At 67.2% G+C, this 11,433-nt stretch carries 12 protein-coding genes; 7 read left to right on the top strand and 5 right to left on the bottom strand.

Annotated features, from left to right (window positions below):
• Positions 1–15: 15 nt before the first annotated feature.
• From EAH76_RS06420 to EAH76_RS06400, 5 genes are all read right to left on the bottom strand, one after another.
• Complete coding sequence (locus EAH76_RS06420; RefSeq protein WP_140849280.1) at positions 16–576, bottom strand: DUF1993 family protein; 561 nt, start codon at positions 574–576, stop codon at positions 16–18.
• A gap of 117 nt (positions 577–693) precedes the next feature.
• Positions 694–1,893 (bottom strand): MFS transporter, encoded by a 1,200-nt coding sequence (locus tag EAH76_RS06415; protein WP_140849278.1) that lies wholly within the window; start codon positions 1,891–1,893, stop codon positions 694–696.
• Positions 1,894–1,997: 104 nt separating this feature from the next.
• Positions 1,998–2,762: an SDR family NAD(P)-dependent oxidoreductase gene (locus EAH76_RS06410; RefSeq protein ID WP_140849276.1), complete on the bottom strand. Its 765-nt coding sequence runs from the start codon at positions 2,760–2,762 to the stop codon at positions 1,998–2,000.
• Positions 2,759–4,072: a histidinol dehydrogenase gene (gene hisD / locus EAH76_RS06405; protein WP_277754275.1), complete on the bottom strand. Its 1,314-nt coding sequence runs from the start codon at positions 4,070–4,072 to the stop codon at positions 2,759–2,761. Before hisD ends, EAH76_RS06410 begins: the two co-directional genes overlap by 4 nt.
• Before the next feature lie 55 nt (positions 4,073–4,127).
• Positions 4,128–5,123, bottom strand: coding sequence for a fumarylacetoacetate hydrolase family protein (locus EAH76_RS06400; protein WP_140849274.1), 996 nt, complete (start codon positions 5,121–5,123; stop codon positions 4,128–4,130).
• A gap of 352 nt (positions 5,124–5,475) precedes the next feature.
• On the opposite strand from EAH76_RS06400, the gene EAH76_RS06395 reads away from it, so the two are divergent.
• The 7 genes from EAH76_RS06395 (at position 5,476) to EAH76_RS06365 (ending at position 11,392) form a co-directional block, all read left to right on the top strand.
• On the top strand, positions 5,476–6,501 hold the full coding sequence (locus EAH76_RS06395; RefSeq protein ID WP_241659584.1) for a VOC family protein: 1,026 nt from the start codon (positions 5,476–5,478) through the stop codon (positions 6,499–6,501).
• A gap of 84 nt (positions 6,502–6,585) precedes the next feature.
• Positions 6,586–6,978, top strand: a complete 393-nt coding sequence (locus tag EAH76_RS06390) for a c-type cytochrome (protein ID WP_194150944.1) — start codon at positions 6,586–6,588, stop codon at positions 6,976–6,978.
• A 14-nt stretch (positions 6,979–6,992) separates the two neighbouring features.
• Entirely contained in the window at positions 6,993–8,402 is a 1,410-nt protein-coding gene (locus EAH76_RS06385) for an aldehyde dehydrogenase (protein ID WP_140849270.1), read from the top strand.
• Between the two features lie 59 nt (positions 8,403–8,461).
• A complete protein-coding gene (locus tag EAH76_RS06380; RefSeq protein WP_140849269.1) occupies positions 8,462–9,286 on the top strand; it encodes an SDR family NAD(P)-dependent oxidoreductase in 825 nt (274 codons plus the stop codon).
• Between the two features lie 281 nt (positions 9,287–9,567).
• Entirely contained in the window at positions 9,568–9,966 is a 399-nt protein-coding gene (locus EAH76_RS06375; RefSeq protein ID WP_241659583.1) for a DUF6152 family protein, read from the top strand.
• Between the two features lie 14 nt (positions 9,967–9,980).
• Positions 9,981–10,811, top strand: a complete 831-nt coding sequence (locus tag EAH76_RS06370; RefSeq protein WP_140849265.1) for a hypothetical protein — start codon at positions 9,981–9,983, stop codon at positions 10,809–10,811.
• Between the two features lie 29 nt (positions 10,812–10,840).
• Positions 10,841–11,392 (top strand): nuclear transport factor 2 family protein, encoded by a 552-nt coding sequence (locus EAH76_RS06365; RefSeq protein WP_161988982.1) that lies wholly within the window; start codon positions 10,841–10,843, stop codon positions 11,390–11,392.
• The last annotated feature ends 41 nt before the right edge of the window (positions 11,393–11,433 follow it).

Genomic DNA, 11,433 nt, shown 5'->3' with positions numbered 1-11,433 from the left:
CGCCCGGCGCGCGTATCAGGCCGTCGCGGGCGGGCGGATATAGGCGAACATGTGCGCGGCGTAATCGGCTTTGCCGAGGTCGATGCCCTCGGCGCGCAGGATCGCATAGGCCATCACGACATGGAAATAGAATTGCGGCAGCGCCCAGTCGCGCGCATATTGCTCGGCCGTCAGGTCGAGCGTCATGCCGTTTGGCAGCGCGTGCGCGATCGGCGCCGAACCGTCGATGGTGATGCCGGTCGTCGCAGCAGCCTCGACTACCGCGAGCGTCTCCGCGATCCGGGCCTTTGCGTCGGCGAGGGTGCCGGGCTGCTCGCAGCCATTTCGGCCTTCGTCGAGCAGCGCTTGCAACGATGCGGGGAAATCCTGTTCCAGAAGACGGAACACCGCCTCTTGTGCCTGACGGCAGGCGAAACGGACCTGGGTCGCGAGCGGAAACATGTCGGGCGAAAGCCGCGCGGCCAACAGCGCCTCCGCGGCGCCGTCCAGCCGCTGCGTCTCGGCCTTGGTGAGCCAATTCGACACCGCCCCGAGCATCTGCACGTAAGTGGGCACGAGGAGATCTGACAGCGTCATGAGCGTTTGCTTCCGTAGCGGTGCGGAGGTGCGACCCAAGCCGGTGCAGGCTTGGCCGTCAAGCGAACTGTGCGGGGAGCGTGCTTGCCGTGTCGCGGCCTACACGGCGGGCTGGACTTACGCGAGCTGGCGCCGCGGGGATCCGCGCAGCGCGCCGACCAGCGCCACGGCGGCAGCAATCAGGCAGAGGATGCCGAGGATCTGAAGCGTCGCGGGCAGATTGCCGTCGTTCTGCCCGCGCAGGAAGGCGACCGCCTGGCTGCCGAGCGGCTGGCCGAGCCACCATCCGCTCATGAACAGCCCGGTCCCGCGGCCGCGCACCTCGAACGGCAGGCGGCCCATCGCCCAGACGACGAGCGCGGGCAACAACATGCCCGAGCCGACCTGATTGACGATCAGCGTCCCCGTGAAGATCTGCGCGGTCGGCGCATGGTTCATCGCGACATAGGAAATACCGAGCAGCGCGAAGGCGATCAGCAGCTGCACCGGGATCATCAAGCGCGCGGTGACCTGCCGGTAGAGCAAGGTGCCGCCCGCGACCGAGAGCCCGGCCAGGCCGCTGTACAGCCCGATCGCGCCGGGCGAGCGGATGTCGTAATAGCCGCTCAGCATGCTGCTCACCTGGATCTGCATGGTGAAGAACATCGCCCCACCGAAGATCGCGAGCAGCGAGATCGGCGCGATCGTGGCCCACGGGAAGCGCGCGCCCAGGACGGGGGCTTCGTCGAGCGGTTCGTCGCTCTTGCGCGGCTCCCAGGTCCACAGCATCAGCGCGACCGCGAACAGGATGCTGACGCCATACGCCGCGAACGCCGCGCGCCAGCCGAAGCTGCCGAGCGCACCGCCGAGCAAGGCTAGGACGATCGACGCGAGCGAGGCGACCGCGGTCTGGTTGGCGAGCCATTTCTCGCGCTCGCGGCCGTGGAAATAATCGGCGATCAGCGTCGTGCTCGAAATGACGATCAGCGCTTCCATCGCGCCGAGCACGACGCGGCTGATGATGATCTCGATCAGGCTCTGCAGGAAGATCGGCAGGATGCCGACCCCGGCATAGATCACCAGCGCACCGATGCAGGTCTTCCGCCGCCCGAAGAAATCGACGACCACGCCCGCGACCGGCGACAGCAAGGCGACGCACAAGGCGGGCAGCGTCAGCATCAGCGGGATCAGATAGTCGACGCCGGGGACGTCGCGGAAATGCGCCATCATGCCGGGGAGCACGGGCACGAGGATGATCAGCCCCATCACCGCCATCGTGATCGGCAAGAGCAGCAATACCCCCTGCAACGTGCCGGCTTGGCGTTCCGCGACGGTCATCGATAGCCTTTCCTTCTGCGACGCCGCCGGATGGAGCCGGCGCCGGCCCGAAGCTATTGCGCGTCGGAAACGCGAGTTAGGTGTAAAGATTCACCGCGGCCGGCTCAGTCTGCGGTCCAGCCGCCATCGACCACCACGCTCGTTCCGGTCATCAGCGCCGACGCATCCGAGGCGAGGAACACCACCGCGCCCATCAGATCGGTGACCTGACCGATGCGGCCGAGCTTGATCTTGTCGAGCACGCTCGCCTTGAACGCGGCATCTTCGAAATAGGGTTTGGTGAGCGGCGTCTCGATGAAGGTCGGCGCGATCGTGTTCGAGCGGATCCGGTGGCGGCCGAGATCGAGCGCGAACGCCTTGCTCATCCCCTCGAGCGCCCATTTCGAGGCGCAATAGAGCGATCGGTTGATGCCGCCGACATGGCCCATCTGCGACCCCATATGGATCAGCGACCCAGCGATCCCCTCGTCGATCATGCGCCGCGCCGCCGCCTGAGCGACAAAGAAGCTGCTCTTTACGTTGAGATCGAGCACGGCGTCGAAATCGGCCTCGGCGACGTCGGTCATCGGCATCGGGCGGTTGGTGCCGGCGTTGTTGACCAGCACGTCGAAGGCGGGACGTTCGTCGAAGAACCGCCGGACTGCGGCGAGGTCGGCGACGTCGAGCGTCACAGCCCGCGCCGCACCACCGGCGGCGATGATCTGCACCGCCGCCGCCGCGATTTCCACGCCGCTGCGCGCGACGAGCACGACCTCGGCGCCCGCCTCGGCCAGCGCCGCCGCGCACGCCAGCCCGATCCCGCGGCCGGCGCCCGTCACCAGCGCGCGGCGGCCGTCGAGCCGGAAGCTGGGCGTGATCGGAAGCGTCATGCGAGCTCGCGCGGCTCGGCTTGCCCGGCATAAGGGATGTTGCGATGGCCATAGCGCCGGACGCGGATATTGGCCTGCTCGCCATGCCCGGCGAACCCCTCGAGCGCGCACAGCCGGCTGCAATATTCGCCGATCATCGCCGAGGCTTCGTCGGTCAGCACGCGCTGATAGGTGCAGGTCTTGAGGAACTTGCCGACCCACAGCCCGCCGGTATAGCGCGCCGCCTTTTTGGTCGGCAGCGTGTGGTTGGTGCCGATCACCTTGTCGCCATAGGCGACGTTGGTGCGCGCACCGAGGAACAGCGCGCCGTAATTGGTCATGTGCTGCAGGAAATAATCGGGGTCGTGCGTCATCACCTGGACGTGTTCGGACGCGATTTCGTCGGCGATGCGGACCATCTCGGCATCGTCCTCGGCGACGATCACCTCGCCGAAGCTCTCCCACGCGCGCCGCGCGATGTCGGCGGTCGGGAGGATCTCGAGCAGTTTGTCGATCCACGCCATGGTGTCGTGCGCGAGCTTCTCGGAGGTGGTGAGCAGGACCGCAGGACTGTCGGGGCCATGCTCGGCCTGGCCGAGCAGGTCGGTCGCGGCGAGCTCGCCGTCGCAGCCGATCTCGTCGGCGATGATGAGCGTCTCGGTCGGCCCGGCGAACAGGTCGATGCCGACGCGGCCGAACAGCTGGCGCTTCGCCTCGGCGACGAAGGCATTGCCGGGGCCGACGAGGATATCGACCGGGGCGATCGACGGGGTGCCGAGCCCCATCGCCGCGACGGCCTGTATCCCGCCGAGGCAATAGATCTCGTCGGCACCGGCCATTGCCTGTGCAGCGACGATCGCCGGGGCGGGCTTGCCGTTGAACGGAGGCGCGCAGGTCACGACGCGCTTCACGCCGGCCACCTTGGCGGTGATCACCGACATGTGGGCGGAGGCGAGCAGCGGATATTTGCCGCCGGGAACGTAGCAGCCCGCCGAATTGAGCGGCAGATTCTTGTGGCCGAGCACCACGCCGGGGAGCGTCTCGACCTCGACATCGAGCATGCTGTCGCGCTGGATTTGCGCGAAGTTGCGGACCTGCGTCTGGGCGAATTCGATGTCCTTTACCGCCTGTGGCGAGAGTTCATCGATACACGCCTGGATCTCGGCCGGGGACAGGCGATAGCTTTCGCGATCCCAGCCATCGAAGCGGATCGAAAGGTCGCGCACCGCCGCGTCGCCGCGCGTCTCGATGTCGGCGAGGATGGTCTCCACGGTGTCGCGGATCTGGCGATTGGCGGTCGCTTTGGCTTCGGCGGTGGCACCGCGCTTCAGATATCGTGCGATCGCAACGTCTCCTGTCGGAATAGAGTGGGGTAGGGGGTGAGGGTCACTGCGGCGCTGGGGAGGCCTGGACGTACCTCTGGTCGATCGCGCCGAAGATCGACGCGCCATTGGCGTCGAGCATCTCGATCCGCACGCGATCGCCGAATTTCAGATAGGGGGTGCGCGGCTGGCCTTCGTCGGTGAGCTCGATCGCGCGGCGCTCGGCGATGCACGCCGAGCCGACCTCGCGGAAGGTGTCGTTCGAGATCGTGCCGGTGCCGATGATCGTCCCGGCGCACAGGTTGCGCGTCCGCGCCGCATGCGCGACCAGTTCGCCGAACGAAAAGCCCATCGCGCCGCAGTGCGGATGGCCGAATTCTTTGCCATTCCAATGGATGTGCATCGGCAGGTCGACCCGCCCGTCGCGCCACGCCGCGCCGAGTTCGTCGGGCGTCACCGCGACCGGGCCGAAGGTCGTCGCGCCCTTCGACTGGAGGAAGCCGAAGCCGGTCTTCAGATCCTTGGCGGCGAGCGCGCGCAGGCTGGTGTCGTTGACGAGCGTGAGCAGCCGGATGTGCCGCTCGCCCTGTGCCGCGGTCGTTCCCATCGGGACGCGGTCGAGGATCACCGCCAGCTCGGCCTCGAAATCCATTCCGTCGGCTTCGGACGGGAGCGGCACGTCGTCGGTCGCGCCGAGCAGCTCGTCGCCGGCGCCCTGATACATCAGCGGCACCGTCTTCTTCTCCGGTGGCGGCTCGAGCCCGAACACTTTTTCGAGCAGGTCGCCGTGCGAGTGGAAGGCCGACGCATCGAGCCACTGCCATGCGCGCGGCAGCGGCGCGGCGACATCCGTCATGACGAGGTCGGCCGCATCCGGTGCGGTCCCCGCGTTGAGACTGTCGTAGAGCCGTTCGAGCGCCGGCGCGACCTGGTCCCACTGCTCGATCGCCGCCTGCAGCGTCTCCGCGATGCCCGTCGCGGCGACCGAGCGGCTGAGGTCGCGCGAGACGACGTGCAGCACGCCGTCGGGTGTGCCAGTCTTGAGAGCCGCGAGTTTCATGCCGTGTCACCGTTCCGTGTCGAAGGCCTATCGCGTCGGTTTCTCGCGATTCCGTGCGTTTGTGACGCGTGGGAATTCCGACACATCAGCCGAGTTTCGACGCCTTTGGTGGCAATGCGGGGGACGAGTTAGGTGCAAAATTTCGGGTCGACGACGGCCGCGGAAATCGCCTCCACGGCGCGATCCTATTGTTGACTGCATCGACTAGATATGACTATCTCGTTCAATAAACACATCCGGGACGATGTATCCGGGGCGAGAGGAGTTGCGCGTTGGCATTGCAGGAAAACCCTGGTCGCCACGCCGCCCGCTGCGCCCCGACCGTGTCGCGGACGCTATGGAAGGACCATCGGTGACGAGTATTGCAAAGGCGTATGACGTCGCGTTCGTCCGCTTTCGGGTGCCGGACCTCGACACGATGCGGCGCTTCCTCACCGATTTCGGGATGGTCGATGCCACGCCGGACGGTGAGACCGAGCGGTTGTTCATGCGCGGGACGGGGCGCGGGCCGTTCGTCCACGCGACCGAGCGCGGCGAGCCTGCCTTCGTCGCATTGGGCATCTGGGTGCGCGATCGCGCCGATCTCGAGCGGCTCGCGGCGCATGACGGCGTTCCGGTCGAGACACTGGACGCGCCCGGCGGCGGTCTGGTCGTGCGCCTGACCGATCCCGATGGCTTCCTGATCGAGGCGGTCGCCGAACAGGCCAAGCAGCCGCCGGTCGACCGCGCGGTGCCTTTTCCCGAGCCGTGGAACCATGGCGGCGAGCACCCGCGCGTCGCCCGCTTCCGGCGGGTCAAGCAGGGCGCGTCGCACGTGCTGCGGCTGGGGCATTGCGTGCTCGGCGTCTCGAATTTCCGTCGGTCAGAGCAATGGTACAAGGAACGCTTCGGCTTCGTCACGTCCGACGAGGTCCAGCCGGAGCCCGGAGTCGCGATCGGGGCGTTCATGCGCGCCGATCGCGGCGACGAGCCGTGCGACCATCACACCGTCTTCCTGTTCGAGCGCCCCGGTGCACCCGCGCAGTTCATGCACTCGGCGTTCGAAGTCGCCGATGTCGACGATCTGATGGCGGGCCATGCGCATCTGATGGCCGCGGGCTGGCATGCGCATTGGGGCGTCGGGCGGCATATCTTGGGCAGCCAGGTGTTCGATTATTGGAACGACCCCTGGGGCCATGAGATCGAGCATTGGACCGACGGCGACCAGCTGCGCACCGCCGATGGCGGCGGGATCGTCGGGCTCGACGAGTTGCTCGGCGGGCAGTGGGGGCCGCCCAATCCGGTGCTCGAGGAAATGAAGAACGCGAAGATCGCCGAGCTCGCCGCTGCATCGGAAGAGGCGCGTGTCGCGGCGGCGGATCAACCCGCCGATCGATGAGCGTGGCGTAAGGGCCGCCCGCGTCACGACGCGATCGACGGCGGCCGAGGCCCGCGAGTACCCAGTTTCACGGAGCGACCTGTAATGTCCTTTCTGCGCCTTGCCGCGTCGGCGCTGCCGTCCGCGGCGGCTTTCGTCACCGTCGCCATGCTCGGGTCCACGCCTGCGATCGCGCAGGCCGCACCTGCTGGGGCGACGGTGTACCAGCAACGCTGCAGCCTGTGCCACAGCGTCGTTCCCGACAAGAATGGGGTCGCGCCGAGCCTGGCGGGCGTCGTCGGGCGCAAGGCCGGGTCGCTGGCGAAGTTCTCCTATTCACCGGCGCTCAAGGCTTCGGGGATCGTGTGGACGCCAGCGCAGCTCGACACCTATCTCGCCAATCCGCAAAAAGCCGTTCCCGGATCGCGCATGCCGCTCGCACTCGGCGACCCGGCGCTGCGCAAGGCGGTCATCGCCTATCTCGCAACATTGAAATGACGAGGGCCCAAGCCATGTCGGACGCCGCCACCTTTACCCGCCTGAACCCGCTCACCGGGGAGGTCGCTTCGACCTCGCCCGCCGCGACAGTGGCCGACGCCAATGCCGCTTGCGACGCGGCGGCAGCGGCCTTCCCGGCGTGGAGCGCGGTCGGACCGAACGCCCGGCGTGCGCTGCTCAACAAGGCGGCGGATGCGCTCGAGGCGCGTGCGCCGCAGTTCATCGAGGCGATGATGGCCGAGATCGGCGCGACGCAGGGCTGGGCGGGGTTCAACCTGATGCTCGCGGCCGGGATCGTTCGCGAAGCCGCGGCGATGACCACGCAGATCCAGGGCGAGGTGATCCCGTCCGATAAGCCGGGTTGCATCGCGATGGCGCTGCGCGAGCCGGTCGGCGTGATGCTCGGTATCGCGCCGTGGAACGCGCCGATCATCCTCGGGGTACGCGCGGTGGCGATGCCGCTCGCGTGCGGCAACACCGTGGTGCTCAAGGCGAGCGAGCAATGCCCGCGCACGCATGCGCTGATCGTCGAGGCGTTCCAGGCGGCGGGACTGCCCGAGGGCGCGATCATGCTCGTCAGCAACGCGCCCGAGGATGCCGCCGCGATCGTCGGCGCGCTGATCGACCATCCTGCGGTCAAGCGGATCAATTTCACCGGCTCGACGCATGTCGGGAAGATCATCGCACAGCGTGCCGCGGGGCATCTCAAGCCGTGCCTGCTCGAACTCGGCGGCAAGGCACCGCTGATCGTGCTCGAGGATGCCGATCTCGACGAAGCCGTGAAGGCGGCGGCATTCGGCGCGTTCATGAATTCGGGGCAGATCTGCATGTCGACCGAGCGAATCATCGTGGTCGATGCGGTTGCCGACGATTTCGTCGCGCGCTTCAAGGCCAAGGTGCTGACGATGCCCGTCGGCGATCCGCGCGAGGGCAAGACGCCGCTCGGCGCGGTGGTCGATCGCAAGACGGTCGATGCCGTGCAGGCCTTGGTCGAGGACGCGCTGGCGCATGGCGCGACCAAGGTCGTCGGCGAGGCGAGCGACGGCGTGCTGATGGCGGCGCATGTGATCGACCATGTCACGCCCGCGATGCGGCTGTTCCGCGACGAGAGCTTCGGCCCGGTGGTCGGCATCACCCGGGCGCGCGACGAGGCCGCGGCGATCGCGCTCGCCAATGATACGCAATACGGCCTGTCGGCGGCGGTGTTCACGCGCGACACCGCGCGCGGGCTTCGCGTCGCGCGGCAGATCCAGTCGGGCATCTGCCACGTCAACGGCGCCACGGTGCATGACGAGGCGCAGATGCCGTTCGGCGGCACCAAGGCGTCGGGCTACGGCCGCTTCGGCGGCAAGGCGGGCATCGACAGCTTCACCGAGCTCCGCTGGATCACGATCGAGACGCAGCCGGGGCACTACCCGATCTGAGCCGGCTTCGGCGCACGCAGCGTCCGCTGGCTTACCACAATTTGACGAGGAGACAGCGAATGCCGGTGGCATTGATCACGGGGTGCAGTTCGGGGTTTGGCGAGGCGATGGCGCTGGCCTTTGCCGCGCGCGGCTATCAGGTCGTCGCGACGATGCGAAAGCCCGATGCCGCGCCGGCGGCGCTCAAGGCGCTGGCGGCGGAACGGCCGGCGGACGTTGCGCTGATGGCGCTCGACGTGACCGACGCCGCGATGCGGCAGGCGGTGATCGATTCGGTCATAACGCGCTTCGGCAGCCTGGATCTGCTGATCAACAACGCCGGCGTCGGCGCGCGGGGGACGTTCGAGGACACGCCCGAGGCGCAGTGGCGCACGATGTTCGAGACCAATCTGTTCGGTCCGCTTGACCTGATCCGGCTCGCGCTGCCGCTGATGCGCGTGCAGGGCGGGGGGCGGATCGTCAACGTCACCTCGGTCGCCGCGCTGCTCAAAACGCCGCTGATGAGCGCCTATTGCGCGAGCAAGCATGCGCTCGATGCCGCGACCGCTGCGCTCGATATCGAGACGCGCAGCTACGGCGTGCGCGTCGTCAGCGTGATGCCGGGGCCGTTCAAGACCGCGCTCCCGCAAAAGTCGCTCGATCGCGCGGCGAGCGCGCCGTACGCGGTGATCGCCGAGACGTTCAACCGCACGTTCGACGCGATGGAGGCCAAGGCGCCCGACGATGTCACGCCGGTGGTGACCGCGGCGATCGCCGCGGCGACCGATCCCGATCCCGTCCTGCGCTACACTGCAGGGATCGAGATGGTCCATATCCTGCCGCCGATCCTCCAGGCGATCGCCCCGTTGCAGGCGATAGGGCTGCATCTCACCGGACAGGATTGAGCGTGGCTTCGGCCGGGTCGGAGCGAGCACGCGGCAGCGCTGTTCCGACTGCGCCGGGCGATCACGACGCTGCGCCATCCGACGGATTTCGCGGGTTTCTTTTAACGACAAGCACCAGCGCGATCGGTCGGAATTGTAGCACCTAACTTTCGCTCTCGCATTGCGCGACGGAAGACTATGCAGAGCCTGTGCCACCTCGAACGGGGGGTGCTGCACAGAGGATGATGTTCGAAAGGCGAATGGCAATGAATGGGCATGGATCGACCCGTATTTCACGGGTTTTGGCGGCACTCCTGCTGGTCGGGGTCGCAATTCCCGCAACCGCGCACCACTCGGCGGCGCCGTTCGATATGGCGAAGAAGATCACCGTTAGCGGCACGGTCGAGAAGTGGGTTTGGTCGAACCCGCACTCGTGGCTCTACGTTCGCATCGTAAAGCCGGGCGGCGCGCAGGAAATCTGGGGCTTCGAGGCCGGAAGCGCGGGCATGCTGGCGCGCAGCGGCTGGAACTCGGGCGACATGAAGCCGGGCGACAAGGTCACGGTTACTGCCAGCCCGAGCCGCAACGGTCGGCCGGTCGGCCTGCTGAGCGAAATCAAATTGCCCAACGGCAAGACCCTGAGCGCGGGGGCCGGCGCGCCGCCTCCCGGTTTCGGTCTTCCGCCGGCACCCGGCAAGTGAAGGGGCTGAGCACGATGACCAAGCCGAAAACCCTGCTCGCGGCCTTGCTGTGTTCAGCCATGCTGGCCTTGCCATCGGTCGCCACCGCCGAGCCGATCGGCTCGAGCTGGGCCGACGTCACCAAATTGCCCGATTTCTTCACGGGCAATTGGCAGAGCGTGACGTCGTTCCTCGACCGCGAGCCCAAGACGCCGCTGACGCCCAAGGCGAAGGCCTATGCCGACGCGTTCAAGCCGATCGAGGACATCCCCTTCGCCGGGCCGAACTGCAAGACGCCGGGCATGCCGACGATCCAGCGCCTCGGGTCGCCGCTGAAGTTCTTCTACGAACCCGGCATGATCGCCGTGTACATCGAGAACAGCAGCATGACGCGCTTCCTCAAGCTCAACGGGAAGCATGCCGAGCGGCCGAACCCGAGCTATCTCGGGGATTCGATCGCGCATTACGAAGGCGATACGCTGGTCGTCGAGAGCATCAGCTTCGCCGACGACATCCTGTTCCAATACGCCAACTTCCCCGGCAAGGGCACGCAGCGCTTCGTCCTGCCGCCGGAGTCGATCTTCGGCCCGCACGGTCCGAATTTGCGGATGGTCGAGCGGATGCATCTGCTCGATCCCGACACGCTCGAGATCAAGCTGACGATCTATGACGATACCGTCTGGACCGAGCCGTACATCGCCAACACGCAGATCTTCAAGCGCAACCGCGGCGATGCCGGTCTGCCCGCCGAATGGGTGTGCGGCTCGTCCGCCGATCCGCTCGAGTTCGACCCCAAGTCCAACCAGTCGGTGATGCGCGACCCGGCCGAGGTGCTCAAGGGCCTCAAGCAGAACGAGCAGAAATAATCCGCGCAGGCGGTTGGGGAGGCGTGAGAATGAGCAAGAGCAATATATATCTGGCGGTGATCGCCGGGGCGTTCGCGGTGATGGCGGCGGGTGGCGCGCAGGCGCAGGCAGCGCCGGCGAGCGCGGCGGGATCGACCTACAAGCCGACACTCGAGGACTGGGTGTCGGTCAACGACGCGGTCGACAATTATACGCTGGGGCTCGAGCTCCACGACATGGCGCGGTTCGACCGGGCGTTCTGGCCCAAGGGGACGATCGTCGCGCAGCCCGAGCCGGGCAAGAGCTTCACCATGCCGTACCGTGCCGCCGCGGCGGGCCCGCCGCCGCGTCCAGCCGGCGCACCGCCGATGACCAACGGCATCGGCACCGGGGCCGAGCCGTGGCATCTGTCGCTGAGCCATCATTTCGAGTTCCAGTCGCCGACCAAGGCGACGCATTATGGCTATTTCGTCAGCGTCTATCCCGATTTGAAGACCAAGATCACCACGGTCGGCCTGCCGGGCCATTATGCCGATACGCTCGAAAAGCGGAACGGCGAGTGGCGGATCCTGCAGCGTGTGACGGTGATCGGCGGCAAGTAATGGCGGTGCTGCTACCCTCCAGCGCCTGGGCGTAGCCGCGG

Source organism: Sphingomonas glacialis (genome assembly GCF_006439055.1).
Lineage (GTDB): Bacteria > Pseudomonadota > Alphaproteobacteria > Sphingomonadales > Sphingomonadaceae > Sphingomonas > Sphingomonas glacialis_A.
This window is presented reverse-complemented; position numbering and strand designations above follow the sequence as displayed.